This window comes from Arthrobacter sp. 05T45, from assembly GCF_056395875.1.
In genome coordinates, this window is the sequence record NZ_JBFTKI010000001.1 from 62213 (window position 1) to 88085 (window position 25873).

25 protein-coding genes are annotated in these 25873 nt (G+C 67.6%); 18 read left to right on the plus strand and 7 right to left on the minus strand.

What is annotated here, in order from left to right; translation table 11 throughout:
• The first annotated feature begins 21 nt into the window (after window positions 1-21).
• The 6 genes from topA (at window position 22) to proC (ending at window position 7517) form a co-directional block, all read left to right on the plus strand.
• Window positions 22-2760, plus strand: coding sequence for a type I DNA topoisomerase (topA, locus tag AC1DGD_RS00300; RefSeq protein ID WP_476855534.1), 2739 nt, complete (start codon window positions 22-24; stop codon window positions 2758-2760).
• Window positions 2761-2875: 115 nt separating this feature from the next.
• Window positions 2876-3319 carry an SseB family protein gene (locus AC1DGD_RS00305; protein ID WP_028277718.1) on the plus strand — a complete coding sequence of 148 codons (444 nt, stop codon included), beginning with the start codon at window positions 2876-2878 and terminating at the stop codon, window positions 3317-3319.
• 92 nt (window positions 3320-3411) lie between these two features.
• A complete protein-coding gene (locus tag AC1DGD_RS00310) occupies window positions 3412-4416 on the plus strand; it encodes a Ppx/GppA family phosphatase (RefSeq protein WP_476855535.1) in 1005 nt (334 codons plus the stop codon).
• Window positions 4417-4530: 114 nt separating this feature from the next.
• Complete coding sequence (locus AC1DGD_RS00315; RefSeq protein ID WP_028277719.1) at window positions 4531-4872, plus strand: YciI family protein; 342 nt, start codon at window positions 4531-4533, stop codon at window positions 4870-4872.
• Between the two features lie 21 nt (window positions 4873-4893).
• Entirely contained in the window at window positions 4894-6195 is a 1302-nt protein-coding gene (locus AC1DGD_RS00320) for an RNA polymerase sigma factor (RefSeq protein WP_476855536.1), read from the plus strand.
• A 488-nt stretch (window positions 6196-6683) separates the two neighbouring features.
• Window positions 6684-7517 carry a pyrroline-5-carboxylate reductase gene (gene proC / locus AC1DGD_RS00325; protein ID WP_476850224.1) on the plus strand — a complete coding sequence of 278 codons (834 nt, stop codon included), beginning with the start codon at window positions 6684-6686 and terminating at the stop codon, window positions 7515-7517.
• An 85-nt stretch (window positions 7518-7602) separates the two neighbouring features.
• Here proC and AC1DGD_RS00330 read toward each other — a convergent pair whose 3' ends face one another.
• Entirely contained in the window at window positions 7603-8241 is a 639-nt protein-coding gene (locus tag AC1DGD_RS00330; protein ID WP_374208249.1) for a potassium channel family protein, read from the minus strand.
• A 40-nt stretch (window positions 8242-8281) separates the two neighbouring features.
• Complete coding sequence (locus tag AC1DGD_RS00335; RefSeq protein ID WP_028277722.1) at window positions 8282-9712, minus strand: TrkH family potassium uptake protein; 1431 nt, start codon at window positions 9710-9712, stop codon at window positions 8282-8284.
• 118 nt (window positions 9713-9830) lie between these two features.
• Between AC1DGD_RS00335 and AC1DGD_RS00340 the strand changes: the two genes are divergently transcribed.
• Complete coding sequence (locus AC1DGD_RS00340) at window positions 9831-11054, plus strand: acetoin utilization protein AcuC (RefSeq protein ID WP_476855537.1); 1224 nt, start codon at window positions 9831-9833, stop codon at window positions 11052-11054.
• A gap of 81 nt (window positions 11055-11135) precedes the next feature.
• Window positions 11136-11699, plus strand: a complete 564-nt coding sequence (locus AC1DGD_RS00345) for an ArsR/SmtB family transcription factor (RefSeq protein ID WP_476855779.1) — start codon at window positions 11136-11138, stop codon at window positions 11697-11699.
• Window positions 11700-11802: 103 nt separating this feature from the next.
• On the opposite strand, the gene AC1DGD_RS00350 is transcribed toward AC1DGD_RS00345, so the two are convergent.
• Window positions 11803-13149 (minus strand): alpha-hydroxy acid oxidase, encoded by a 1347-nt coding sequence (locus AC1DGD_RS00350; RefSeq protein ID WP_476855538.1) that lies wholly within the window; start codon window positions 13147-13149, stop codon window positions 11803-11805.
• Window positions 13150-13545: 396 nt separating this feature from the next.
• Between AC1DGD_RS00350 and AC1DGD_RS00355 the strand changes: the two genes are divergently transcribed.
• From AC1DGD_RS00355 to AC1DGD_RS00365, 3 genes are all read left to right on the plus strand, one after another.
• Window positions 13546-14661: a 3-deoxy-7-phosphoheptulonate synthase gene (locus AC1DGD_RS00355; RefSeq protein WP_476855539.1), complete on the plus strand. Its 1116-nt coding sequence runs from the start codon at window positions 13546-13548 to the stop codon at window positions 14659-14661.
• Window positions 14662-14860: 199 nt separating this feature from the next.
• On the plus strand, window positions 14861-15082 hold the full coding sequence (locus tag AC1DGD_RS00360; RefSeq protein ID WP_018775046.1) for a helix-turn-helix domain-containing protein: 222 nt from the start codon (window positions 14861-14863) through the stop codon (window positions 15080-15082).
• 205 nt (window positions 15083-15287) lie between these two features.
• Window positions 15288-15386, plus strand: a complete 99-nt coding sequence (locus AC1DGD_RS00365) for a 30S ribosomal protein bS22 (RefSeq protein ID WP_003792170.1) — start codon at window positions 15288-15290, stop codon at window positions 15384-15386.
• 225 nt (window positions 15387-15611) lie between these two features.
• On the opposite strand, the gene AC1DGD_RS00370 is transcribed toward AC1DGD_RS00365, so the two are convergent.
• Entirely contained in the window at window positions 15612-16430 is an 819-nt protein-coding gene (locus AC1DGD_RS00370; protein WP_018775047.1) for an HAD family hydrolase, read from the minus strand.
• Window positions 16431-16561: 131 nt separating this feature from the next.
• On the opposite strand from AC1DGD_RS00370, the gene AC1DGD_RS00375 reads away from it, so the two are divergent.
• Together AC1DGD_RS00375 and AC1DGD_RS00380 are read left to right on the plus strand one after the other, a co-directional pair.
• Window positions 16562-16834, plus strand: coding sequence for a glutaredoxin family protein (locus tag AC1DGD_RS00375; RefSeq protein ID WP_476855540.1), 273 nt, complete (start codon window positions 16562-16564; stop codon window positions 16832-16834).
• Window positions 16835-16908: 74 nt separating this feature from the next.
• Window positions 16909-17604: a redox-sensing transcriptional repressor Rex gene (locus tag AC1DGD_RS00380; RefSeq protein ID WP_079555510.1), complete on the plus strand. Its 696-nt coding sequence runs from the start codon at window positions 16909-16911 to the stop codon at window positions 17602-17604.
• Between the two features lie 66 nt (window positions 17605-17670).
• Here AC1DGD_RS00380 and AC1DGD_RS00385 read toward each other — a convergent pair whose 3' ends face one another.
• From AC1DGD_RS00385 to AC1DGD_RS00395, 3 genes are all read right to left on the minus strand, one after another.
• Window positions 17671-18573 (minus strand): Yip1 family protein, encoded by a 903-nt coding sequence (locus AC1DGD_RS00385; protein ID WP_476855541.1) that lies wholly within the window; start codon window positions 18571-18573, stop codon window positions 17671-17673.
• A gap of 212 nt (window positions 18574-18785) precedes the next feature.
• Window positions 18786-19523, minus strand: a complete 738-nt coding sequence (locus tag AC1DGD_RS00390) for a hypothetical protein (RefSeq protein WP_476855542.1) — start codon at window positions 19521-19523, stop codon at window positions 18786-18788.
• 218 nt (window positions 19524-19741) lie between these two features.
• Entirely contained in the window at window positions 19742-20290 is a 549-nt protein-coding gene (locus AC1DGD_RS00395; RefSeq protein WP_028278101.1) for a YceI family protein, read from the minus strand.
• Window positions 20291-20503: 213 nt separating this feature from the next.
• Here AC1DGD_RS00395 and AC1DGD_RS00400 point away from each other — a divergent pair, with 213 nt between their 5' ends.
• The 5 genes from AC1DGD_RS00400 to ccsB are packed head-to-tail and all read left to right on the plus strand — an operon-like array spanning window position 20504 to window position 25465.
• Window positions 20504-21169, plus strand: a complete 666-nt coding sequence (locus AC1DGD_RS00400; RefSeq protein ID WP_230010601.1) for a histidine phosphatase family protein — start codon at window positions 20504-20506, stop codon at window positions 21167-21169.
• A 2-nt stretch (window positions 21170-21171) separates the two neighbouring features.
• The gene (locus tag AC1DGD_RS00405; protein ID WP_476850216.1) at window positions 21172-21792 is read left to right on the plus strand and encodes a TlpA family protein disulfide reductase; all 621 of its coding nucleotides are present in this window, start codon (window positions 21172-21174) and stop codon (window positions 21790-21792) included.
• A gap of 12 nt (window positions 21793-21804) precedes the next feature.
• A complete protein-coding gene (locus AC1DGD_RS00410) occupies window positions 21805-22560 on the plus strand; it encodes a cytochrome c biogenesis CcdA family protein (RefSeq protein ID WP_028278104.1) in 756 nt (251 codons plus the stop codon).
• Window positions 22560-24347 (plus strand): cytochrome c biogenesis protein ResB, encoded by a 1788-nt coding sequence (gene resB, locus AC1DGD_RS00415; RefSeq protein WP_476855543.1) that lies wholly within the window; start codon window positions 22560-22562, stop codon window positions 24345-24347. Before AC1DGD_RS00410 ends, resB begins: the two co-directional genes overlap by 1 nt.
• Window positions 24347-25465 (plus strand): c-type cytochrome biogenesis protein CcsB, encoded by a 1119-nt coding sequence (ccsB, locus tag AC1DGD_RS00420; protein ID WP_476855544.1) that lies wholly within the window; start codon window positions 24347-24349, stop codon window positions 25463-25465. Before resB ends, ccsB begins: the two co-directional genes overlap by 1 nt.
• Window positions 25466-25873 lie beyond the last annotated feature (408 nt).

Below are 25873 nucleotides of genomic sequence, written 5' to 3' on the forward strand. Positions count from 1 at the left end.
ACCTTTTTCTGTAGGAGCACCGTGCCAAGCAAGGCCAAAACCGGCAAGAAACTCGTGATTGTGGAGTCTCCCGCCAAGAGCAAGACCATCGCCAAGTACCTCGGCGAAGGCTTCATTGTGGAGGCCTCCATCGGTCACATCCGCGACCTCCCGCAGCCCTCGGAGCTCCCCGCGGAACTGAAGAAGACCCCGCTGGGCAAGTTCGCCGTCGACATCGACAACGACTTCAAGCCTTACTACGTGGTGTCCTCGGACAAGAAGAAGAAGGTCGCCGAGCTCAAGGCGCAGCTCAAAGACGCCGACGCTCTCTATCTCGCAACCGATGGGGACCGCGAGGGCGAGGCCATCGCGTGGCACCTGCTCGAAGTGCTCAAGCCCAAGGTTCCCGTCTACCGGATGACCTTCGGTGAAATCACCAAGGAAGCCATCCACCGCGCCATGGACAACCTGCGCGATGTCGACCAGGACCTGGTGGACGCCCAGGAGACCCGGCGCGTCCTGGACCGGCTCTACGGTTATGAGATCTCCCCGGTGCTGTGGCGCAAGGTGGCCCGTGGCCTCTCCGCCGGCCGCGTGCAGTCCGTCGTCACCCGCATGGTGGTGGACCGCGAACGCGAGCGGATGGCCTTCAAGGCCGCCTCCTACTGGGACCTCACCGGCCAGTTCGGCGCCGGCGCCGGCTCCTTCAAAGCCAAGCTCGCCGCCGTCGACGGCGCCAAGGTCGCCAGCGGCCGGGACTTCAACGACAACGGCGAGCTCACCTCCCGCAACGCCGTCCACCTCAACGAGGAACTCGCCACCTCGCTCGCGGCGGGGCTGCAGGACGCCGACTTCCGCGTCCGCTCCGTCGACACCAAGCCGTACACCCGCCGCCCGGCGGCACCGTTCACCACCTCCACCCTGCAGCAGGAGGCCGGCCGCAAGCTGCGCTTCTCCTCGAAGAGCACGATGCAGGTGGCCCAGCGGCTCTACGAAAACGGCTACATCACCTATATGCGTACGGACTCGTCCGCGCTGAGCAACGAGGCCGTCACGGCCGCCCGGCGCCAGGCCTCCGAGCTGTACGGCCCCGAGTACGTGCCGCAGTCGCCGCGGGTCTACAGCGGCAAGGCAGCGAACGCGCAGGAGGCCCACGAGGCCATCCGTCCCGCCGGCGACTCCTTCCGCACCCCGGCCCAGGTGGCCCAGCAGCTCTCCGGCGACGAATTCCGCCTCTACGAGCTCATCTGGAAGCGCACGGTCGCCTCGCAGATGGCTGATGCCAAGGGCTCCACCGCCACGATCCGTCTCGGCGCCGTCACCGTTGGTGACCCGGCCGACCGCCGCGACGCCGAGTTCTCGGCGTCGGGCACCGTCATCACCTTCCCCGGCTTCCTCGCCGCGTACGAAGAAGGCAAGGACGAAAGCCGCGGTGACGACGAGTCCGAGGAAGCACGCCGGCTGCCCAACGTGGCCAAGGACGACGCGCTCACTGCCAGCGACATTGTCGCCGTCGGCCACGAAACCTCGCCGCCGCCGCGCTACACCGAAGCCTCGCTGACTGCGGAGCTGGAAAAGAAGGGCATCGGCCGCCCGTCGACCTATGCCTCCACCATCTCCACGATCCAGGACCGCGGCTACGTCCGGAAGCAGGGCTCCGCGCTGGTCCCGAGCTGGATCGCGTTCTCCGTGATCCGGCTCCTCGAACAGCACTTCCACGACTACGTGGACTACGAGTTCACGGCCGACATGGAAGCAGACCTGGACAAGATCGCCAACGGCCAGGCGGCCGGACCCGCGTGGCTCAAGCACTTCTACTTCGGCGAGGACTCCGAGCCCGGCCTGCTGAGCATCGTGAACAACCTCGGCGAGATCGATGCCCGCGAGATCAACTCCATCCCCATCACGGACGCGATCACCCTCCGGGTCGGCAAGTTCGGCCCGTACCTGGAAAGCTCCACCGCGACGGTGGATCCCGAGACCGGCGAAGTGGTGGAGGCGGCCCGCGCCAACGTCCCCGAGGACCTGGCCCCGGATGAGCTCACGGCCGCCAAAGCCGTTGAACTCATGGAGACCGCTGCCCCGGAGGAGCGCGTCCTCGGCGCGGACCCGCACACCGGGCACACGATCGTGGCCAAGAACGGCCGCTACGGCGCCTACGTCACCGAGATCATCCCGGAGATGACCGAGGAACAGCTGGCCAACCAGCCCGTTGAGTACTACAAGAACGGCAAGCCCAAGCCGCCGAAGAAGCCCGTCAAGGCCAAGCCGCGCACCGGGTCCCTGTTCGCGTCCATGAGCGTGGACACCATCACGCTGGACGAGGCGCTGCAGCTCATGAGCCTGCCCCGCGTGCTTGGCCAGGACGCCGACGGCAACCCGATCACGGTGCAGAACGGCCGGTTCGGCCCGTACCTGAAGAAGGGCACGGACTCCCGCTCCATCGGCTCCGAAGAGGAGATCTTCACGATCACGCTCGAGGCGGCGCTGGAGATCTACTCGCAGCCCAAGCAGCGCGGCGCCCGTGCCGCCGTGCCGCCGCTGGCCGAATTCGGACCGGACCCGGTCTCGGAGAAGAACATCGTGGTGAAGGAAGGCCGGTTCGGCCCGTACATCACCGACGGCATCACCAACATCACCGTGCCGCGCACCACCTCGATCGAGGAGCTGACCCGGGAACGCGCCGTCGAACTCCTCGCGGAGAAGCGGGCCAAGGGCCCGGTCAAGCGCACGACGACGGCCCGCAAGGCGCCCGCACGGAAGGCCCCGGCCAAGAAGTAGGCAGCACGCCGAAATCGCCGGAAACCTGCCGATTCGCCGGAAAATACCGGCGAATCCGCAGGTTTCCGGCGATTTCGCGTTTGCGGACCGGCCGTGGACGTGATCGAGTAGGAATATGACTGAACAGCCCGCACACCTGGACAACCAGCCGCTGAACGAACTCGAGGAGCAGCTCGCCCGGGGGGAGCAGCCGGACGCCAACCCGGTGGACGTGATCCTGGCCTTCCTCAACAACGAGGTCTATGTGGTCAGCTCCGACGCCCTCGAGGGCCCCGACTCGCAGGTGGAGCCGCTGGTCCTCGCCAACTCCTCCGGCAAGCCCGTTCTGGCCGTTTTCTCGCACCCGAGCCGCGTCACCGAGCAGTATCTCGCCGCCGCCCCGAACGTGCTGGGCACGCAGGGCGCCGCGATCATCGGTAACCTCGGCGCCGAGCTCGGCATGGTGATCAACCCCGGCGCCGCCTACGGTTTTGAAATCGACCCGGAGGGCGTGGCCAACATCCGCCGCGACTTCAAGCCGACGGACGAGCCCGCTGACGGCACTGCCGACCCGGCTTAGGCCCGTAATCGGCCAGACTGCGACGGCGCTATTCTTCGCGAATACCCCCGTCGCAGCTAGGCCGGCCGCTCCGTGGGGGGAATAATGGCAGCATGCGTCTAGGCGTCCTCGACATCGGGTCCAACACTGTCCATCTCCTGCTGGTCGACGCCCATCCCGGCGCCCGCCCGGTCCCCTACGCCTCGCATAAGCGGCGGCTGTCGCTCGTGCAGTACCTCGACGACGACGGCAACATCGACGACGACGGGCAGCATGAACTGGTCGAGTTCGTCCTCGAGGCGTGGGAATTCGCGGCCAAGCACAAAGCCGACGACCTCCTCGCGTTCTGCACCTCGGCCATCCGCGAGGCCACCAACGGCGCTGACGTCCTGGCCCGCGTCAAACATGAAACCACCGTCACCCTCCGGGAGCTCACGGGCAGCGAAGAGGCGTCCATGACCTTCTTCGCCGTCCGGCGCTGGTACGGCTGGGGTGCCGGGCCCATCCTGAACCTGGACATCGGCGGCGGCTCCTTCGAGATGGCCCTCGGACAGGACGAGCTGCCCGAGCTGGCGATGTCCGTTCCGCTCGGCGCCAGCCGGCTGACGCGCGACTGGCTGCCCGAGGACCCGCCCTCGGCCAAGAGCATCAAGGAGCTGCGCCGCTACATCCGCTCCACGCTCAAGCCCGCGGTGCGCAAATTCGAGAAGCTGGGGCCGCCCAACCTCGTCGCGGGCACGTCCAAAACTTTCCGGTCCCTCGCCAGGATTGCCGGGGCTGCCCCCAGCGGCGCCGGGCCCTACGTCAAGCGGGAGCTGCTGGCCCTCGACCTCGGGCTCTGGGCGCAGCGGATCTCGGCCATGGAGATAGAGGACAGGCTCCACCTGCCCGGCGTCTCCGAGGCCCGCGCGCCGCAGGTCCTCGCCGGCGCCCTCGTCGCGGAAGCGGCACTGGAAATGTTCAAGTTCGACAGCATGGTGACCTGCCCGTGGGCCCTGCGTGAAGGACTCATCCTCCGCCGACTGGACCAGCTGGTGTTTGAGGGGCCGATCGATCCCCCGCCGCATGTGGCAGAGCAACCGCCGGCGCGGCTTCAGTCGCCGGAAAAGGCTCTCTGAGACGGCTTGGACCAGCGGCGGGTGTCGAGACTGTGTCGATCCGGAGCGTCCTTGATCGTGTAAGTGCTGAGAGGCCGGCACGGCGCCGGCCGATTCGACAAGGAGGCACCCGAAATGACGCAGTACCTGCTCAGCATTTACCAGCCGGACGGCCCTGCCCCGGACCCTGAGTTCCTCGAACCCATCATGCGTGACCTGGCGGCCCTGAACCATGAAATGCAGGCGGCGGGGGCCTGGGTGTTCGCCGCGGGTCTCCACCCGGCGGAGTCCGCGACAGTCCTGCGGCCCAACGGTGGCGAGATCCTGGTGACCGACGGGCCGTTCACCGAAGGCAAGGAGCACCTCGGCGGATTCACCGTGATCGAGGCCGAGGATCTGGACGCGGCCCTTGGCTGGGCAAGGAAGCTGGCCGGCGCCACCACACTTCCCGTCGAAGTCCGTCCGTTCCAGCACTAGCCGCCGGTCGGGGGTGCTGGTGTGGGTGAGCGCCGTGGACATGAGGCAGCGACCGAGGCGGACATCGCCCGGGTGTTCCGGCGCGAGTACGGGCGCGCCGTAGCCGTTCTGACGCGGACGTTCGGGAACATCGATATTGCCGAGGACGCCGTCCAGGATGCTTTTGCCGCGGCGGTCCAGCACTGGCCCTCGGCCGGCATCCCGCCCAGCCCGGCTGGCTGGATCATCACGACGGCACGGCACCGGGCGATTGACCGGCTGCGGCGGGAAGCCTCACGCGAGGACAAGCACGCACAGGCGGCCCTGCTCGCGGCGGCGCGGTCCGGGGCCGGACCCGCGCCGGCCGCCGAAGAGCAGTTCCTGGCGGAACAGTCAGGGGTCGAGGACGTGGACGACGATACTTTGCGGCTGATTTTCACGTGCTGCCATCCTGCCCTGGCCGGGTCCGCCCAGGTGGCGCTGACGCTGCGGCTTCTGGGTGGATTGACGACGGCGGAAATCGCCAGGGCCTTCCTGGTCCCGGAAGCGACCATGGCGCAGCGGCTGGTCCGGGCCAAAGCGAAAATCCGGGATGCCAAGGTCCCATACCGGGTCCCGCAGGGCGCCGACCTGCCCGAACGGCTGCAATCGGTGCTGGCGGTGGTCTACCTCATCTTCAACGAGGGCTACACCGCGGGCCCCGCCGACGGCCCGGAACGTACGGAGCTCTGCACGGAAGCCATCCGGCTCGGCAGGCTGTTGGCGTCGCTGATGCCGGACGAACCGGAAGCGGCGGGACTGCTGGCGCTGATGCTGCTCATCGAGTCCCGCCGCGCCGCGCGATTCACGCCCGACGGGGGACTGGTGCTGCTCGCGGCCCAGGACCGGGGGCACTGGGACAGCGCCCGGGCCGCCGAAGGCCGTGAGCTGGTGCGCCGGTGCCTGCGCCGGAACCAGCCGGGACCATATCAGCTCCAGGCGGCGATCAACGCCGTCCACAGCGACGCCGCGGCCGCCGGGGACACCGACTGGGCGCAGATCCTGCAGTTGTATGACCAGCTTCTGGCCGTCGCGCCGGGTCCTGTCGTGGCGCTGAACCGCGCCGTGGCCCTGGCAGAGCTCCACGGGCCCGTTGCCGGGCTGGCGGCGGTCGAGGGCCTGGGACTGGACACCTACTACCTCTTCCACGCCGTCCGCGCCGACTTCCTGGTGCGTCTGCGCCGCTATCCGGAGGCCGCCGAAGGCTACAGGCGGGCGCTGGCGCTTGCCGGCAGCGCCGCGGAACGCCGGTTCCTGGAAGGCAAGCTCCGCAGCCCGGTGTTCGGCGGGGCCGCAGACGGTTAGAAAGCAGACGGCTGGAAACCTGGGCCGGGCCGCGCCCCGTGGCGGGCCCGTTCGCGCCGGTTAAAAGAGTAGGGCCGGGCGATCTGGAGCAGGACTTGGGGGAACTCTGCTGCAAATCGCCCGGCGCACCGCCGGCTCCGGGGGAACCGGCTATCATCACTCGCACCTGTTGAGGCACTTTCCAAGGTAATGGCCGATCATGGGTGCGCAGCGAGTTTTCCCTGTGTGTTCGCTGGCAATCCGACGGCGTCCCCGGGATGGTGGCCGGCTCCGCCGCGGGGGCTTTAAACGGCAAAGGCACCGGCGGCCCGCTGCGGGAAAATGGGAAAACCCGCTGCAACCACCGGTGCCGCGCAGGCATCCGCATGCCTGCTGCATCACTCGCACCCTCAATGAGGTAGTTACAACGTTAGGTTCCAAAGTTGTGCGCTGACTGCGCTGAAGGTGGGAGCTGGCTGGGAATCACGTCAGACTGCAATGATGGGGACATGAGCAACCGAATCGCATTCCTGGGCTGTGGGTCAATGAACGAGGCAATTATGGCGGGGCTGATCGACGGCGGCGTCGACCCGGGCGACATTGTCGCAACCGTCCGCCGGGCCGGGCGCGCGGCCGAGCTGGCCCAGCGCCACCCCGGGATCACCGCCATCGCGGGCGAAGAAGAGCCGGACAACAATAAACAGGCCGCCACCGGCTCCGCCGTCGTGATCCTGGGCGTCAAACCCGTGGGGATCGCGGACCTGGCCCGGGAAATCAGCGGATCCCTTTCACCGGGCACGATCGTCATCAGCGTTGCGGCCGCCGTGTCACTGGAGCAGCTGGAGGCGGCGCTGCCGGCCGGCCAGCCCGTCATCCGCACGATGCCGAACACGCCGGCGAAGCTGGGCCGCGGCGTGGTCTCCGTCTCGCCCGGGACCAGCTGCTCCGCCGGGCAGCTCCAGCGCGCCAAGGACATCCTCGCAGCCGCCGGCACGGTCGTGGAGATCCCGGAAGAGCAGGTGGACGCCCTCTCCGCGATCAGCGGCTCGGGCCCGGCCTACGCCTTCTACCTGGCGGAGGCCATGGCCGAGGCCGGGGCACGACTGGGCCTGGACCCGGAGCTGTCGCTGTTGTTGGCCCGCGAGACCGTCGCCGGGGCGGGCTTCATGCTGGCTGAGCCCGGCGCGGATCCTGCCGCATTGCGCAAGGCGGTCACGAGCCCGAACGGCACCACGGAACGGGCCATCGCCACCTTTGACGAGCGCGGACTGCCGGCCATCATTGCCGACGGCGCCCGCGCGGCGGCTGAGCGCGCCGCGGAAATCACCCGACAGCTCGCCTGAGCCGGCCCGGGCGGGCCCCGGAGCCGCAGCCCTGGAGCCGCAGGCCTGGAGCCGCAGCCCTGGAGCCGCAGGCTCCGGTTGCGGCCTAGGGGCGGGCAGCGAACCGTTCGAGCAGGTCCACGTGGCCCGAAACGATGAGCATGTCCCGCGAGGAAACCTTGGTTTCCGGCCGCGCGTAGGTGAAGTCCTCGCCCGGGGACTTCACGCCCACAATCGTGACGCCGTACTTGGACCGGACTTTGGACTCATCGAGGGTGAAGCCCACGGTCTCGCGCGGCGGGTACATCTTGACGATCGCGAAGTCGTCGTCAAACTCGATGAAGTCCAGCATGCGCCCGGAGACCAGGTGCGCGGCGCGGACACCGGCGTCGGCCTCCGGGTAGATGACGTGGTTGGCGCCGATGCGGGTGAGGATCTTGCCGTGCGAGGGCGTGATCGCCTTGACCCAGAGGTGTTCGATTCCCAGGTCCACGAGGTTCACCGTGATCAGCACGGAGGATTCGATCGAGGTGCCCACGCCCACGACGGCGGAACTGAATTCCTGGGCGCCGAGCTGGCGAAGGGCATCGATGTTGGTGGCGTCGGCTTCCACCACGTGCGTCAGGACGCTCGCCCACTTCTGGACGAGGGCGCGGTCGCGTTCAATGGCCAGGACCTCCCGGCCCTGCTTGACCAGCTGTTCTGCGGTGGATGCACCAAAACGGCCCAGCCCGATCACCAGCACGGGGGCGTTGTGGGCGGGGCGGTTGACGGCGCCTGAGGAACTAGCCAATGATCGGTCTCTCTTCCGGGTAGTGGTACAGCTGGCTGCGCTGGCGCAGGGCCAGGCCGGCGGCAAGGGTGACCGTCCCGACGCGCCCGGCGAACATGAGCAAAGCGAGGACGTAAACCCCCTCCGGCGGCAACTCTGCACTGAGGTTGGTGCTGAGGCCCACGGTGGCGAAGGCGGAAATGGTTTCAAACAGGACCCGGTCCAGGGATGCATGGCTGATATGCAGGAGCAGGAGGGCCGAGACCGAGACGAGGGTGGCGCCGGCGACGATCACCGAGATGGCCACGCGCATGGTGCCCTCGGGGATGGTGCGGCCGTAGATCTTCACGTCCGCGTCGCCGCGGGCCTCGGCGGTGATCGCCAGGAACATCACGGCGATGGTGGTGACCTTGATGCCGCCGGCCGTGGATGCGGAACCTCCGCCGGCGAACATGAGGGCATCGGAGAGCAACATGGTGGTGGACTCCATGTGGTTCTGGTCCACGAGGTTGAAGCCGCCGGAGCGCAACATGACTGAGGCAAAGAGCGCATGCGTGATCTTGTCGCCGAGGTCCATGTCCCCGATGGTGCGCAGGTTGTCCCACTCCAGGAAGCCCCACAGGACCGTGCCGGCGGCCAGGAGTATGAAGGACACCTGGATGGTCAGCTTGGTGTGGAGGTTCCATTTCTTCCACCGCAGCCCGTTCTGGTGCAGCACCATGACCACAGGGAAGCCCAGGCTGCCCAGGAACACGCCGAGCATGAGCGGGACCAGGATCCAGAGATCGGTTTCGTAGGGGACGATTCCGTCCGAATGCGGCGTGAAACCGGCGTTGTTGAACGATGAAATGGCGTAGAAGACCCCGTGCCAGAGGGCCTGGGGGAAACTCTCCCCAAGGAGCAGGAAGCGGGGGATCAGGGTCACGGCCAGGGCCGCCTCGATCACGACGGAGGTCACGATCACGATCCGGAGCAGCGTGCCGACTTCGCCGAGCCGGCCGGCGTTCATGGCCTCTTGGGCGATCAGCTTGCCGCGGACACCAAGTCTCTTGCTCACCATGAGCGCCAGCAGCGACGCGAGGGTCAAGGTGCCCAGGCCGCCCACGAAAATGCCGACCAGGATTACGAGCTGGCCGAAGAAGGACCAGTGCACAGCGGTGGAGACCACGGTCAGGCCCGTGACGCAGACAGCTGACGACGCGGTGAAGAACGCCTGATGCAGCGGTGTGACCTGTCCCGTCGCGGAAGCTAAGGGCAGCGAGAGCAAAGCGGTGAAGACCAAGATCACGACGCCGAACGCCGAGAGCGCCAGGCGGGCGGGCGAGCTGTTCGCGATGCTGTCAATGAAGTCGCGCAGGCGTGTGAAGATCCACAGGCCTTCCCGCTCCGGCATGCCTGGCTGCCAGCTGGCCGGGCTCGTGGACCTCGACTGGCTTTGCGTCATGTTCTTCCTCGGTTGAAACTTCTTCCCCAAGTAGTAAACCACTAAACACCGGGTAATGGCCGGGGGAACGCCCGTGCGCGCGCGGGAAGCCGGGGACCGCTCGGGTAGCCTGTGATTGATGACATTCCTGCCCGGACTCGCTCAGACCGCGCTGCCAACGACGGTGGTGTGGGCCCCAGCCATGACTGCCTACAACTTTGGCCACTCCCACCCGATGGCGCCGGAGCGCATGGAGCTCACAGCGAAGCTGGCCGGCAGCCTTGGACTGCTGGATCTGGACCACGTCACGGTAGCGGCTCCGGACGTCGCCACCGACGCGGAGCTGGGCGCGGTCCACAGCCCGGAGTTTGTGGCCGCCGTGCGGCGCGTGAGCGCAAACCCGGACACGTCCGACCACGCCAGGGGTCTCGGAACCGAGGATGACCCCGCTTTTGCCGGCATGCACGAAGCCAGTGCCCGGCTGGCCGGCGGCTCCCTGCTGGCGGCCGCAGCTGTCCTGGACGGCAGCGCCGTGCGGGCCGTGAACTTCGGCGGCGGGATGCACCACGCCTCCCGGGACCGCGCGAGCGGTTTTTGCATCTACAACGACGCCGCCCTCGCGGTCCAGCGGCTGCTCGACGGCGGCGTCCGGCGGGTGGCCTACGTCGACGTCGATGCGCACCACGGCGACGGCACGCAAAGCATCTTCTGGGACGATCCGCGCGTCCTGACCATTTCGCTGCACGAATCCGGACTGACCCTCTTCCCGGGCACCGGGTTTGCCAACGAGATCGGCGGACCGAACGCGCAGGGCAGCGCCGTGAACGTCGCCCTCCCGGCCGGCACCGTCGACGCCGGGTGGCTGCGGGCCTTTCACGCCGTCGTGCCCCAGCTCATTGGCGCGTTCGAACCGGAAGTGATCGTCAGCCAGCACGGCTGCGACTCGCACCGGCTTGACCCGCTCACCCACCTGAACATCAGCGTGGACGGCCAGCGCGAGGCCGCCACGGCGATAGGAAACCTCGCCGCACGCTACTGCGAGAACCGGTGGATTTCCACCGGGGGCGGCGGCTACAACGTGGTCAGCGTGGTGCCGCGGTCCTGGAGCCACCTCATAGCCATCGCCGCCGGCCGCCCGGTGCCGCTGCGCACCCCGGTTCCGGAGGATTGGCGCAACTACGTCAAAGACAAATATGGCGCCAGGTTCGGCGTGGAGCCCCCCGAGACGATGGGCGACGACGTGGACCTCTGGTGGCGGTCCTGGGAAGTGGGTTTCGACCCCAACGACGAGGTGGACCGCACCATCATGGCCACCCGCAAGGAAGTGTTTCCCCTGCACGGACTGGACCCCTGGTTCGACTGAATCCGGGCCGGGCTTGGGGGCTTGCACCAACGGAACAATTCGTGGATGCCATCTGGCGTATATGTCGCTAGTGTGGAGGGCATGGTGACAGACGACGTATTTGCCGTCATTGCTGAGGCAACCAGGCGTGACATTCTGATAGCCCTCCGCAAGGGGGACAAAGCGGTGGGGGAACTGGTCCAGGAGCTTGAAGCAAGCCAGCCCACCATTTCCAAGCATCTCAAAGTCCTCCGGGAAGCGGACCTGGTGAGCATGCGCGCCCAGGGCCAGAAGCGGTATTACACGCTCAACCCCAAGCCGCTCACCGGGATCGCCACCTGGCTGCAGGCGTTCGACGTCGGCCCCGCCGCGACGGCGGACGCGGCCGCCGCCCTCCACCCCGAAGCCGGCCCCGCAGCCGTCCCGGAAGGTCTGGCCGCCGCCGCTGTTCCGCAACCAGCCGTCCCACAACCGGTCGCCGCGCAACCCGCCGCAGCACTGGCGGGCCGCCCTGCCGGCAGCCCACTGAGCCCCGCCGTCGTCATCCCGGTGGGAACGGCGGGGGAAGACAAGATGCCCCAGCAGATCGGGCGGACCGTGGGCCGGGCCGCCACCAGGGCCGCCGATCTCCTGGCCAACCTGCCCAAATTCGGCCGCAAGAAGTAGGCTTTCCTGCCCCGCGTATGCCGCCCTGGGTATGAGCGCGGCCATCCGCCCCGCCCAAAGGCACCTAGCCGATCTTTCGGGCGCCAGGGGCTTGTCAGAGGTGCTAGGTGCGGAGGATCCGCACGTGCTCGGGGGTGAGGTCCGCGAGCCGGCTGACGCCCAGCAGGGCCATGGTGCGTTCCATGTCCTTCTCCAGGATTTGGAGCGCACGGTCCACACCGGCCCGACCGCCGGCCATGAGCCCGTACAGGTAGGCACGGCCGATCAGCGTGAAGTCGGCGCCCAGGGCGAGGGCGGCGATGATGTCCGCGCCGCTCATGATGCCGGTGTCCAGGATGATCGCCGCGTCGCTGCGGTCCGCCTTCAGCGCGGCGGAGACCTCGGGGAGCAGGTGGAACGGGACCGGTGCCCGGTCCAACTGGCGGCCGCCGTGGTTGGAGAGCACAATCCCGTCCGCGCCGTGGTCCACCACCCTGCGGGCGTCGTCGACCGTCTGGATGCCCTTGACCACCAGCTTGCCCTTCCAGGTCTCGCGCAGCCAGTCGAGGTCGGCGTAGGTCAGGGTGGGGTCGAACATGGAGTTGATGAGGTCCGCGACCGTCCCCGTGTAGCGGGACAGCGACGCGAAGGTCAGCGGCTCGTGAGTGAGGAAGTTGAACCACCAGGCCGGCCGGTAGGACGCATCCAGGACGGTCTTGAGCGTCAGCGCGGGCGGGATGGTCATGCCGTTGCGGACGTCGCGGAGCCTGGCGCCGGCGACGGCGGTGTCCACCGTGACCATGAGGGTGTCGTTTCCCGCGGCGGCGGCACGCTGGATCAGTTCCAGCGAACGGTCCCGGTCCGTCCACAGGTACAGCTGGAACCAGTTGCGGCCGGTGGGTGCGGCGGCGGCCACGGCCTCCAGGGACGCCGTGCCCATGGTGGAGAGGGTGTACGGAATGCCGGCGGCTGCGGCGGCCTGGGAGCCGGCGTATTCGCCCTCGGACTGCATCATCCGGGTGAAGCCGGTGGGCGCGATCCCCACCGGGAGCCGGGACGGCCCGCCCAGGATGACGGTGCTGAGGTCGATGCTGGAGACGTCCCGCAGGACCCCGGGCCGGAATTCGATGTCCAGGAACGCCTGGCGGGCGCGGCGGAGGGAGATTTCGGCCTCGGCGGCGCCGTCCGTGTAGTCGAAGGGCGCCTGGGGTGTGCGGCGCTTGGCCATGTCCCGCAGGTCCCAGATGGTGCTGGCACGGCGCAGCCTGGCGGCCCGGCTGAATTCCGGCTTCTTGAACTGCATCAGGGGAGCAAGGTCGGCGTACTTGGGCACGCGGCGCTTCAACGCGGCAGGGAGCCCGCCGGCGGCCGCGGCTGTGTGGTGCCCGGATGCGGAGACCGCAGGGCCAGGGGCCGTGGCCGCGGGAGTGGTCGGAGCCTCGGGGTTGCCGGGCGGGACGGTGTGCGTCATGGCTGCCTCCATTTGCGGATCGGATGCTGTGCTGGGTTTCCTCACACTCTAGGTGGTGCCGGTGTGCGTCGAGATGTCATTTCGCGGCAGTGCCGGCGAACACCGCCGCGACGTGCCTGCCCGGCGACCACGGACCTGGTCCTGGCCGCCCGGAACTGGCCGCCGCGGATTGTTACGTCCGGCGTTTGCTCCGGCCGCGGCTCCGGGGCTATGGTCAACGCTATGACTAACCGTTGGTATGCGTATTTTTCGTTGGCTCTGGAGGGGCCCGCGTCTAACTGACACGCATCCAACTTTCCTTCAGAGCCAACAGGGCAGAGATTATTCTCTGCCCTTCGCCATATCTTCGGCGGGTTCTGACCAGGGCCCGCTCCGCACCCGGAACAGGACCCGAATATGAGCATCGAAGCAGCCACCGGCCCCCAACACTCCACCTCGAACCTGCGCGTCAGCGAGTTCACCCCGCTGCCCACCCCGCAGGACCTCATGGCGGAACTGCCCCTGGAGGCCCGCCTGGCCGAGGTGGTCGGGCGGGGCCGGGACGAGGTCCGGGCAATCATGGACGGTGTGGACGACAGGCTGCTCGTCATCGTGGGCCCCTGCTCCATCCACGACCCCAAGGCGGCCCTGGAATACGCCCGCCGGCTGGTCAGCCAGGCAGAGAAGCACCGCGAAGACCTGCTGATCGTCATGCGCACCTACTTCGAGAAGCCGCGCACCACGGTGGGCTGGAAGGGCCTGATCAACGACCCCCGGCTGGACGGCAGCCACGACATCGCCGCGGGCCTGCGCGCGGCCCGGTCCTTCCTGCGCCAGGTCACCGCCCTCGGCCTGCCCACCGCCACCGAGTTCCTTGAGCCAATCAGCCCCCAGTACGTCGCGGACCTGGTCGCCTGGGGCGCGATCGGCGCCCGCACCACGGAGAGCCAGATCCACCGCCAGTTGGCCTCCGGGCTGTCGATGCCGATCGGCTTCAAGAACGGGACCGACGGCGATCTCCAGGTGGCGCTGGACGCGTGCAGCGCCGCCGCTGCCGCCCAGGCGTTCCTCGGGATCGACGACGACGGCCGGGCGGCGCTTGTGGCTACCGCCGGCAACCCGGACACCCACGTCATCCTCCGCGGCGGACGCAAGGGCCCCAACTACTCAGCCGCCGATGTTGAAGCGGCCTCAGCGAAACTCGCCGCGAAGCAGCTCAACCCCCGTCTGATCGTCGACGCCAGCCACGCCAACAGCGGCAAAAACCACCACCGCCAGGCCGAGGTCGCCCTCGAAATCGGTGCGCAGCTGGAAAATGCCGGAGCCGCCGCCGGGGCCATCGCCGGCGTCATGCTCGAGAGCTTCCTGGTGGGCGGGGCCCAGAACCTTGATGTCAACGCCGCTACCGGCTCCGGACGGGACGGGCTGGTCTACGGCCAGAGCGTCACTGATGCCTGCATGGACTGGGACGTGACGGCGTCGGTACTGGGCCAGCTGGCCGCCTCGGCCCGCACGCGGCGGACCCGGGCCTGAGGGAGGAGCAGGCGGAGGAGCGTGCCGCGGGATTTTCGAGATTCCTGCGGAAATCGTGCGGGGATTCCTGAGGAAGTCTTTCACTTTGGCACCATGAGCAACTAGTGTTGCTAACACATGGTTGTTTGATGGCTCAGCATCGGCACACCGCCATGTCAACAGGTGGGGCTGCCGTTCGCTTGAGCAAAGGAATAGGGAAATGTCTACGGAGGCCAACTTCTCCAAGGCCCGTTTTTTGACCGTGGCCGAAGTCGCGGAACTTATGCGGGTATCGAAAATGACTGTGTACCGTCTTGTGCATTCGGGGGAGATGCCGGCCGTGCGGTTCGGCCGCTCCTACCGCGTGCCGGAAAACGCCGTCGAGCAGTACCTCAAGGGTGCCGTCGTCGACCGGAATGACGGCCACGCCGGAACTGGCTGATCAGTCAGCGGCAACAATCACAGCGTGAATCGACTGCTTTGGGTCCCGCACGGGGCCCGCGGTCGTGGGGTGCCTCGCAGAGGCGGTACCCTGTTAAGGAACGTTTTACGTCATTGTAAGAACCTGTCAGTTGTTTCAGTCTGCTGCTTAGCCCGCGGACCCTTCCCAACAGGCAGGTACTGCATCTAGCCGGTAAGGAACTTTCGTGGGTTCAGTTATTAAGAAGCGTCGCAAGCGTATGGCCAAGAAGAAGCACCGCAAGCTGCTTCGCAAGACGCGCCACCAGCGTCGCAATAAGAAGTAGCAATACTTCGAAATGCATGAAATGCCCGTTGCCTTCCAGGCGACGGGCATTTTTCTTGCCTTCGGCGGTTGATTTGCGTTGGGGCCAGCCGGGGCGAACCGGGGAGACGCCGAGGAGGTGGCGCGTAAATTCGCACCGGCTTCGGACGCGGGCTGCGGAATCAGAGGACGGCGGCCCTGATCCGCGCCGCGCCCGTCCGAATCCGCAGCGGAAGCCGCGGGCGGCCTAGCGGCTGGGGCCGCGGAAGCGGGAGAACCCCCGCCACAGGCCGTAGATGGCCCCTCCGACCGTTGCGGCCTTGAAGCCCAGAGTGGCGGCGCGCCGGCCTGCACGGAAGTCGTAGACCGGCCAGTTGTGCTCGCGGGCGTAGCGGCGCAGCTTGGAGTCGGGATTGATGGCAACGGGGTGCCCCACCATGCTCAGCAACGGGATGTCGTTGTGGGAATCGCTGTACGCCCAGCAGCGGCTCAGGTCCAGACCCTGCTCCTCGGCAATTTGCTGGACTGCGACCGCTTTGGCCGGTCCATGGAGGATCTCGCCCACAAGCCGTCCCGTGTACGAGCCGTCCATGATCTCGCCCACTGTGCCCAGCGCCCCGGTCAGGCCCAGCCGGGCGGCAATGACAGTGGCCACCTCGATCGGCGTCGCAGTGACGAGCCATACCTTGCGCCCGACCCGAAGATGCTGCTCGGCCAAGGCCTTTGCCCCCGGCCAGATCCGCGACTCAATCATTTCGTCGTAGACCTCTTCGCCCAACGCCTCGATGTCCTTGGCCGTGATGCCGGCGGCCAGGGTCAGGGCGGAATCGCGGACGGCATGGACGTCATCCATGTTTTCGCCGCGCAGCACGAACATGAACTGCTTCCAGGCGAACCCGGCAGCCTGCGGCAGGGTGAAGGCGCCACGCTGGTGAAGCTTGCGGGCGACATGGAAAAGGCTTGCGCCCTTCATGAGGGTGTTGTCGACGTCGAAAAATGCGGCCTCGCCGTGCTGCGTCGATGCAGCAGGCTCATTGGCCACAATGACGTATTTCTCCTCGGGCATGCCACGAGTCTAGTCAATGACGGGCCCCCGGCCGCCCGCGGGACGCGCGACGCGACGGCAGGACGGCCCCGGACCCGGGCGGACTGCTCCGCGCGTCGACGCCGAAGTGGCCGCCGGGCTACGGTGGATGCATGGCCAAACCCGCACACTTACCTGCTGTAGTTCTGATCACCAAGGCTGACTGTCACCTGTGCACCGAGGCGCGTGCCGCCGTCGGCCGGGTCACCGCTGCGCTCGGACTAGATTGGTCGGAAAAATCGGTGGACGACGACGCCGGGCTGCGGGAACGCTTCGCCGAGGAGATCCCGGTGGTGCTGGTCGACGGCGTCCAGCGGGATTTCTGGAAGATCGACGAGGCCCGCCTGACCCGGACCCTGCAACGGATCCTCGACCAGCCCTCCTGACGGCGGGGTGCTTTGTTGCGTGATGCGCGGGGGCTCTAGAGTGGGAAGCACAACGCGACGCAATGGAGCAGATAGTGACTTCGCTGGATTCATCTCCCGGGCCTGTCCCCGGGGGAGCCGGGACTGCGGCCAAACAGATTCCGCCCGCGGCCGTGGCCCGGCTGACCATCTATCTGCGCGCCCTGACCACGCTGCTGGCTGACGGGGTGGACCGGGTCTCGTCCGAGTCGCTGGCCGAGGCCTCCGGAGTCAGTTCCTCGACGCTGCGCAAGGACCTCTCCTATGTCGGCTCCTACGGAACCCGGGGTGTCGGTTATGAGGTCCAGTACCTCAACCGCAACATCGCCGCTGCCCTCGGGCTGACGCACGACTGGAAAGTCGCGATCGTCGGTGCGGGCAACCTCGGCAAAGCCCTGGCCCGGTACGGCGGATTCGAGTCTCGAGGCTTTGACATTGTGGCGATTTTCGACGCCGACCAGATGGTGGTGGGCAGTGAAGTCGGGTGGCTGCGGGTCAGCGACGCCGCCGACCTTGAGCCGGTACTGCAGCGTACCGGTGCCAACATGGTGGTCCTCGCCTTGCCCGCGGCGGTGGCCCAGGACGTCTGCGACCGGGTGATAGCCGCCGGCGTGCGGAGCATCCTCAGCTTCGCGCCGGTGATGCTGCAGGTCCCCCCGGGAGTCAACCTCCGCAAGGTGGACATGGCAACGGAACTGCAGATTCTGGCCTACCACGCACAGAGGGCGCAGGACCCGGAAGACGCCGACTAAGATCGGCCAGCCCTCCGGTTCCCGCGCCCGCTGAGTGGTACCCCACTGGGTGGGTTCCTGGCGAAGCTACTTCCCGAAGGGGGCTCCGGGCTGTCCATAGGGGTTGGCAAAGGGCTGCCGCTTCTGGAAATACGGCGCTGCCGCGGGCAGGTAAAGCAGCACGATAGCCGCAATGCCCACGAGTGCCGCCAGGGTGGCGAGGCTGAGCGGGATGATGTTGAAGACCGACAAGGCCGCGAACACGGTGCCCAGGATGCGGGCCCAGTTCTTGCCCTTGCGGACATTGAATGCCACGAGGGCGTACAGCCCGGCGCTGATGGCGGCAAACACCACGATCGTGCCGATCAGGACACCCTTAATGGATTCGAAGTCGACGCTCGTGCCGCTCGCTGCCATCTGCTGCTCGAACATGTCCCTGACGGCAGGGGTGTCCAGGGTTCCCAGGGATACCAGCATGGAGATGACCCACAAGGCTCCGGCTGCGATGATCAGCCAGAACGACGTATTGACCAACTGGGGAACCGCGCCCGGAGCCTGCGGCTGTTGGGACGGGTACTGGGCGTAGGGGGACTGGCCGTACGGCGACTGCGGGGCGTTCTGGCCGTAGGCGGGGGGTGGCTGCTGGCCGTACTGCGGCGTCTGGGGGGCGTTCTGGCCGTAGGCGGGGGGTGTCTGCTGGCCGTACTGCGGTGCCTGCGGGGCGTTCTGGCCGTAAGCGGGGGGTGTCTGCTGGCCGTACTGCGGTGCCTGGGGGGCGTTCTGGCCGTAAGCGGGGGGTGTCTGCTGGCCGTACTGCGGTGCCTGGGGGGCGTTCTGGCCGTAGGCGGGGGGTGTCTGCTGGCCGTACTGCGGTGTCTGCGGTGCCTGCGGGGCGTTCTGGCCGTACTGCGGTGCCTGCGGCGCCGGAGTGGATTCCCCGCCCGGCTCGGAGCCGTTGCGAGGCGGGGGCTGGACTGGGGGATTGCTCATGAAGCGGTCCTTTGCGTGTCGATCGAATCGGCCACCGGGATCAGAGATCCTGCCCTGCCCCCAGCATGGTTTAGCTCAACCGTACCGCGGCCCGGCCGCCGTGTGGATCATTCCTGAGAGGTATTCTCAAGCCTCTTTCGATGGCCGGCGCGTGGCGGCGGGGGAGCCCTGGCGCTGCCACGAATCCGCGGGTGCCCTGTGCGGCGGCAGGCCTAGATTCGGCCCCGGTTGGCGGCAAACCAGGCCTGTGCATTCGGCAGCCACATGAGCACGGTCGCCACGAGGCTGATGAGGAAGCCCGGCAGGCCTCCGCCCGCCCGGCCGTCGGCGATGCCGGAACTGATGAGTGTCAGCACCAGGGAGATGCCGGCAAGGATGGTGAGGGCGAAGCGGGCCCATTCCCGGCCTTCCTTCATCTTCATGGCCAGGATGATCTGAGCGGTTGCCAGTGCGAGCGCCACGATCACGAGCAGCAGCACCAGGAGCCCGATCGCCGGCGCGAAGGCGACCAGGACGAAGGACCCGAACAACCCGATGACTCCACCGAGGAGGCCCAGGAGCCCGCCGATCAGCCAGATCCAGTAGGAGACCTTCAGCTCGGTGGGCATTGCAGCGACCTTGAACATGCCGGAGAGCCCGCCGGCAGGCAGTGCATCGCCGAAGTTCCTGGGGCGGTCGGTGGGCATCTCGAAGCGGAATCCGCCGGCCGACGCCGGCTGGCCCTGGTACCCCGGCGGCGGTGCCTGGTACCCGGGAGGCGGTGCCTGGTACCCGGGAGGCGGTGCCTGGTACCCGGGAGGCGGTGCCTGGTACCCCGGCGGCGGTGCCTGGTATCCGGGAGGGGGCGGCGGGTTGGCGGGAAGCTGCGGTGGGCCGGCGGGCGGGGCGCTGCCCGACGCCGGCGGCTGGGCGCCCGGCTGCTGCGGAGGTACATCACTCGGGTTGCTCATGGCTCTCACTGTAGACCGCCGATTCCTTGTTATCTAGGGAATCTGCAGCCGCGTCGCGGTGCCCGACGGCGGCGCCCAAGAGGGGCAGGCAGCAGCGGCGAAAAACAACAGCGCCCCGCTTCATCGCGAAGATGAAGCGGTGCGCTGTTGCCGGCTGACCGGCGTCGGCCCTCAGGCGCGGACGGGAGTGACCGGGCCGCGACCGTACTGGATGCTGGCTACGCTGCGGGAGCGATGAAGGCCAGTTCCAGGTTGATGGCAACCTTGTCGCTGACCAGCACGCCGCCGGCTTCGAGGACGGCGTTCCAGGTCAGCCCGAAGTCCTTGCGGCTGATGGTGGTTTCGGCGCTGAGGCCGGCGCGGGTGTTGCCGAAGGGATCGACGGCCACGCCGTTGAATTCGGTCTCGAGGGCCACGGGGCGGGTGATGCCCTTGATGGTGAGGTCGCCCTGGAGCTCGTAGGCGTCGCCCTTGGGGACGATGGTGTTGGAGACAAAGGAGATCTCCGGGAACGTCTCGACGTCGAAGAAATCTTCGCCGCGGACGTGGCCGTCGCGGTTGGCGTCACCGGAGTCGAAGCTTGCGGTCTTGATCGAGGCGTTGACCTTGGAGTCGGTGACGTTCTCGGCGAGGTCCAGGGTGGCGGCGGCGTCGGTGAACTGACCGCGGACCTTGCTGATGCCGGCGTGGCGGACGGTGAAGCCGATCTCGCTGTGCGACGGGTCGAGGGTCCAGGTGCCGGTGGTGACGTTTGCGGGAAGTGCCATGGTGGTTCTCCTTGAGTCGGGTTGGTACTGCGGTGGTTCGTCTGATCGCCAGTTGAAGCATCATTGGTTGAAATCTCAACTAACTGCTTCACCCAGTATAAACATGCATTTGCATCTTTTATTCCAACTCCGGGGAACATTTTTCCAAACTCATCAGTTCTACCTCCCGTAGAAGATTTCAGATCGACCGGCATCTTTGAGAAACTGGTAGACATGCCCCAAGCCACTGTTCATTTGCTCCGCCACGGCGAGGTCCACAATCCCGATGGTGTCCTGTACGGCAGGCTGCCGGAATTCCACCTCTCCGAACTCGGCCGGGAGATGGCCCGCACCCTGGCGGAACACTTCAGGGAGCGGTCCGCGCAAGGGGCCAGGATCGTCCACCTCGCCGCGTCCCCACTGACCCGCGCGCAGGAGACGGCGCAGCCGATCGCCGACGCCCTGGGCCTGGAGATTGCCACCGAATCCCGCATCATCGAGGCCGCCAACTACTTTGAGGGCCTTCGCGTCTCGAAGGCGGAGCTGCTGCGTCCCAAACACTGGGCCCGGCTGTACAACCCGTTGCGGCCCTCCTGGGGTGAGCCGTACAAGGAGCAGGCCGCGCGGGTCATCGCGGCCGTCCAGGACGCACGCATCCGTGCCATCGAGCTGGGCGGCAACGGGGCCGAAGCCATCCTTGTCAGCCACCAGCTGCCCATCTGGGCCACGCGGCTCAGCGCCGAAGGCCGGCCGTTGTGGCACGACCCGCGCAAGCGCGAATGCACCCTGACGTCCCTGACATCCCTGGTGTTCGACGACGCCGGCGGCCTCGTGCGCGTCGACTACAGCGAGCCCGCTGCCGCCCTGCTGCCCGGTGCCGCCAGCACCCCGGGAGCCTGACCATGGCCGCGAACCGCCGCGAATACATGCCTTTGTCCCGCCGCAGCGTCCTGACCGCCGGCGGGGCCGCGCTGGCCGCGGTGTTCGGGCTCTCCGGCTGCGCCCAGGACGACGCCCTCGCCAAACAGGCCAAGGCCGGAGACAACAAGAACTACGTGGCCGGCGACGGGTCCGTGACCGAGTTCGCCGTCGCGGACCGCAAGAGCCCCGTGGCGCTCAAGGGGACGCTGTTCGACGGCACGGCCGTCACGTCGGCGGACTTCCCCGGCAAAGTCACCGTGCTGAACTTCTGGTTTGCCGCCTGCGCCCCCTGCCGGGTCGAGGCGCCCTCCCTCGAGGCGCTGAACCAGGAATTCAAGACCAAGGGCGTACAGTTCTTCGGCGTCAACCTGCGCGATGAGAAGGCCACGGCCGACGCGTTCGACAAGACCTTCAACCTGACGTACCCGAGCTTCAATGACAAGGACGGCGCCGTGCTGCTGGCCGTCTCCGGCCTCGTGCCGCCCGGCGCCGTGCCCACCACCCTCGTGCTGGACAAGCAGGGCCGCGTCGCCTCCCGGGTCCTGGGCGAAATCCAGCAGGGCACCCTGAAATCCCTCATCGCCGCCGCCGTGGCCGAGTAGCGCGGCCCCACCGTGAACAGCCCCTTCGCCGAAGCCATCCTGAACGGATCGCTGCTGCTTGCCATTCCCGTCGCGCTGCTGGCCGGACTGGTCTCCTTCCTCTCGCCCTGCGTCCTCCCGCTGGTGCCCGGATACCTGGGCTACGTCACAGGGCTGACCGGCGTCGACCTGCAGAAGCAAAGGCGCGGGCGCATGCTGGCCGGCATCGGGCTGTTCGTCCTCGGTTTCTCCGTGATCTTCGTGCTGCTCGGCGGCGCCTTCGGGCAGCTGGGCAGCTTCATCACGGGCTCGCAGAACATGTGGATCACCCAGCTGCTGGGCGTCCTGGTGATCGTCATGGGCGTGGTGTTCATGGGCGGCTTCGGCTGGCTCCAGCGCGATGCCAAGATCCATGCCAAACCCCCGGCCGGTCTCTGGGGCGCGCCCTTGCTGGGCATCACCTTCGGGCTGGGCTGGGCACCGTGCATCGGTCCGACGTATTCGGCCGTCCAGCTCCTTAGCCTCTCCGGCGGCTCCTCGGCGGCCAAGGGGGCGTTCCTGGCGTTCGTCTACAGCCTTGGGCTGGGAATCCCGTTCCTGCTGATCGCCCTGGCCGTGCGCCGCGGCATTGGCGTGATGTCCTTCTTCCGCAACCACCGGCTCGCCATCCAGCGCACCGGCGGCGGCATCCTGATCCTGCTTGGGATCCTGATGGCGAGCGGTGTGTGGGGCACCTGGGTCTCCGGGTTGCAGTACTGGTTCCAAACCGATGTGAATTTGCCAATCTGATGAGCGAGCGCGTGAACGAAAAGAAGAAGTCCCCGAAGCCCGAGGCCGTCCTGCCCACGCTGGGTCCGTTGGGCATGCTCCGGTGGGCGTGGACGCAGCTGACCAGCATGCGCACAGCCCTGTTCCTGCTCTTGCTGCTGGCCGTCGCCGCCGTGCCCGGCTCGCTGTTCCCACAGCGCCCGGCCAACCCGGCGATTGTCACGCAGTACATCAAGGACCACCCGGACTACGGCTCGATCCTGGACTCGGTGCAGCTCTACGACGTCTACTCCTCGGCCTGGTTTTCCGCGATCTACATCCTGCTGTTCGTCTCGCTGATTGGCTGCGTGATCCCGCGCGCCATCGCGCACTACAAAGCGATGCGCTCCCAGCCCCCGCGCACCCCCGCCCGCCTGTCCAGGCTCCCCGAATACGGCACCCTGGTGATTCCGGCCGACGCCGGGATCCCGGCGTCGGCCGCCATCACCGACGCCGCCGAGCTGCTGAAAAAGCGCGGCTACCGCGTCGACGTGCGGGACCGCGACGGCGCCCGCCCGTCCTTGGGCGCGGAGCGCGGCTTCCTGAAGGAAGTCGGCAACCTCGTCTTTCACACCGCGCTGATCGGAGTGCTGGTTTCGGTGGCGGCCGGCGGCCTCTTCGGCTACAGCGGGCAGCGTATCCTGGTGGAGGGCGACACGTTCGTCAACACCCTCGTCGGCTACGACCAGTTCACCCCGGGCACCAATTTCCAGAGCAGCCAGCTGCAGCCCTATTCGGTCCAGCTGGACAAGTTCGACATCACCTTCGACCGTGAATCGAAGGGCAAGTTCGGTCAGCCCATCGACTTCACCGCCGCCGTGACCACGAAGGAAAACCCGGACGCACCCGCCAAGAAGGAGGTGCTCAAGGTCAACGACCCCCTCAGCCTCGGCGGCACCAGCGTGTACCTCACCGGCAACGGCTACGCTCCCGTCGTCACGATTCGCGACGGCGCGGGCAATGTTGCCATGCAGGGACCCGTGGTGGCCAAGCTCCAGGGCGAGAACTACTACTCCTCCGTGGTGATCAAGGTTCCGGACGCCAAACCCGAACAGCTCGCCTTCGCCGGGTTCTTCCTGCCGACGGCGTTTGTCACCGACAAGGGCGTGTCCTTCAGCGGTGATCCGGAGCTCATCAACCCGCAGCTGACCCTGAATTCCTACTTCGGCGACCTCGGCCTGGACGCGGGCTCCCCGCAGAACGTCTTCGAGCTCGACGTCAAGAAACTGACGCCGCTCAACGCCCGCAACCTGGACACCAAGGGCATCGTCCTAGCGCCCGGGAGCAGCTACACGCTGCCGAACGGCAAGGGTTCCATCAGCTTCGACGGCGTCAAGCGCTACATCGGCGTGGACATCCACCACAACCCCGGCCAGCTGTACGCCCTGATCTTCGCGCTCCTGGCCGTGGCCGGGCTTGTGACCTCGCTCTATGTGAACCGCCGCCGTGTCTGGGTCCGCACCGGCACCCACGAGGACGGCCGCACCATGGTGGAGTACGGTCTCCTGGCCCGCGGTGAGGACCACCGCCTGGCCGGGGAGGCCGCGGCAATCCGCAAACTCCTTTCCGACGATTGGCTGTTGGGCGATGAGGCCGCGACAGGCTCCCAGCCCGCTCCCAGCGCAACAGCGGATAATGACCGGGCGGATACCGCCAGCACGGCAACAGGCAGCACCGGTGCCAGCGGCATGCACGCCGCTCCTGAACAACCCGCAGAAGACTTCATCCAGTCAACAGCCGGCTCTTCCGAGTCGAAGAAGGATCAGTAATGCCGTTCTCGATCAACGAAACCATGGGCCAGTACAGTGAGCTGTTCATGCTGCTGGCCGCCGGCACGTACACGGTGGCGTTCATCGCCTTCGCCTGGGACCTGGCCAAGAGCAGCAAGACGCTGCGCGCGGTGGATCTCAAGGCCGCGGAGCTCTCCGGCGCGGCGGCCGAGGCCAATGCCGCGCGCGTTCCCGTCGGCGTCGGTGCGGGGGCCGCCGGAGCCGACGCCGCCCGCTCCGATGCGGACGTCAGCGGCCCGGCAGGCCGTGCCGAGCGTCCGACGTCGGCCACCTCCCGCCCCGGCACCGCCGCAGGCGCGGGCCAGACCGCCGACGGCAGCATGCGCTACGCCGGCGAGCGGCGTGCCCCCGCCCGCGTCGCCGTCGCGCTGACCGTCCTCGGCGCCGCGATTCATGCGGCCGGCGTGATCACCCGCGCGCTCGGTGCCGGCCGGGTGCCATGGGGCAACATGTACGAATTCCTCACCACGGGCGCGTTCGTGGCCGTGGCCGTCTTCCTGCTGGTGCTGATCCGCCGCGACCTGCGCTTCCTGGGCACGTTCGTGATCGGCCTGGCCATCATCATGCTGGTTGCCGCCTCCATCGCCTTCTGGACCCCCGTGGGCCACCTCGTGCCGGCGCTCCAGAGCTACTGGCTGATCATCCACGTTTCCATCGCGGTAATGTCCTCGGCCCTGTTCACCCTGACCTTCGCAATGTCCGCGCTGCAGCTCGTGCAGTCGCACCGGCAGAAGACCATCGCCGCCGGCGGAGCCGACAAGCTCGGGTTCATGCGCCTGGTCCCGAACGCCCTGAGCCTGGAGAACCTGTCCTACCGCATCAACGCGATCGCGTTCGTCGGCTGGACGTTTACGCTCATGTTCGGCGCCATCTGGGCGGAGAAAGCCTGGGGCCGGTTCTGGGGCTGGGACACGAAGGAAGTCTGGACGTTCGTGATCTGGGTCGTCTACGCCGGATACCTGCACGCCCGCGCCACCCGCGGCTGGACCGGAACCCGTGCTGCCTGGCTGTCGATCGTCGGCTACCTGTGCGTGGTCTTCAACTTCACGATCGTGAACCAGTTCTTCAACGGCCTGCATTCCTACTCGGGACTGTAAGCCGCACCCCGGCCCATAACCGCACCCGGGCCCATAACCGCACCCGGGCCCATAACCGCACCCGGGCCCATAACCGCACCCGGGCCGGGTGCTTCCGGGTCCTTCCAGGACTGCGCGGGCCCGCGCTCTCTCGATTTGCCACAGATGGCCGCTAAGCCGATGCGCTTAGCGGCCATTCGCGTCAGATCGGTACGCTGCACGGGGGTTGGGCGGTGCGGCATGGGGGGGTGTGAGGGCACGGCTGCCGCGGCCGTGGGCTGGGGCCGGGCGACTGGGCGCGGGCCCGGAGGTGGCTGCGCGGGCCCGCCCCATCGATTCGCCGCAGATGGCCGCTAAGCCGATGCGCTTAGCGGCCATTCGTGTCAGGTCGGTACGCTGCACGGGGGTTGGGGCAGTGCGCATGGCATG

Excerpts from the sequence above, each read along its gene's own strand:
- AC1DGD_RS00315 (WP_028277719.1), top strand. The coding sequence starts at position 4,531 with ATGACGCAGTACCTGCTCAGCATTTACCAGCCGGACGGCCCTGCCCCG.
- AC1DGD_RS00335 (WP_028277722.1), bottom strand. The coding sequence starts at position 9,712 with ATGACGCAAAGCCAGTCGAGGTCCACGAGCCCGGCCAGCTGGCAGCCA.
- AC1DGD_RS00390 (WP_476855542.1), bottom strand. The coding sequence starts at position 19,523 with ATGAGCAACCCGAGTGATGTACCTCCGCAGCAGCCGGGCGCCCAGCCG.
- resB (WP_476855543.1), top strand. The coding sequence starts at position 22,560 with ATGAGCGAGCGCGTGAACGAAAAGAAGAAGTCCCCGAAGCCCGAGGCC.
- AC1DGD_RS00350 (WP_476855538.1), bottom strand. The coding sequence starts at position 13,149 with ATGACGCACACCGTCCCGCCCGGCAACCCCGAGGCTCCGACCACTCCC.
- AC1DGD_RS00310 (WP_476855535.1), top strand. The coding sequence starts at position 3,412 with ATGCGTCTAGGCGTCCTCGACATCGGGTCCAACACTGTCCATCTCCTG.
- AC1DGD_RS00395 (WP_028278101.1), bottom strand. The coding sequence starts at position 20,290 with ATGGCACTTCCCGCAAACGTCACCACCGGCACCTGGACCCTCGACCCG.
- AC1DGD_RS00355 (WP_476855539.1), top strand. The coding sequence starts at position 13,546 with ATGAGCATCGAAGCAGCCACCGGCCCCCAACACTCCACCTCGAACCTG.
- AC1DGD_RS00370 (WP_018775047.1), bottom strand. The coding sequence starts at position 16,430 with ATGCCCGAGGAGAAATACGTCATTGTGGCCAATGAGCCTGCTGCATCG.
- AC1DGD_RS00305 (WP_028277718.1), top strand. The coding sequence starts at position 2,876 with ATGACTGAACAGCCCGCACACCTGGACAACCAGCCGCTGAACGAACTC.
- AC1DGD_RS00340 (WP_476855537.1), top strand. The coding sequence starts at position 9,831 with ATGACATTCCTGCCCGGACTCGCTCAGACCGCGCTGCCAACGACGGTG.
- ccsB (WP_476855544.1), top strand. The coding sequence starts at position 24,347 with ATGCCGTTCTCGATCAACGAAACCATGGGCCAGTACAGTGAGCTGTTC.
- AC1DGD_RS00385 (WP_476855541.1), bottom strand. The coding sequence starts at position 18,573 with ATGAGCAATCCCCCAGTCCAGCCCCCGCCTCGCAACGGCTCCGAGCCG.
- AC1DGD_RS00345 (WP_476855779.1), top strand. The coding sequence starts at position 11,136 with ATGGTGACAGACGACGTATTTGCCGTCATTGCTGAGGCAACCAGGCGT.
- AC1DGD_RS00360 (WP_018775046.1), top strand. The coding sequence starts at position 14,861 with ATGTCTACGGAGGCCAACTTCTCCAAGGCCCGTTTTTTGACCGTGGCC.
- proC (WP_476850224.1), top strand. The coding sequence starts at position 6,684 with ATGAGCAACCGAATCGCATTCCTGGGCTGTGGGTCAATGAACGAGGCA.
- AC1DGD_RS00400 (WP_230010601.1), top strand. The coding sequence starts at position 20,504 with ATGCCCCAAGCCACTGTTCATTTGCTCCGCCACGGCGAGGTCCACAAT.
- AC1DGD_RS00375 (WP_476855540.1), top strand. The coding sequence starts at position 16,562 with ATGGCCAAACCCGCACACTTACCTGCTGTAGTTCTGATCACCAAGGCT.
- AC1DGD_RS00405 (WP_476850216.1), top strand. The coding sequence starts at position 21,172 with ATGGCCGCGAACCGCCGCGAATACATGCCTTTGTCCCGCCGCAGCGTC.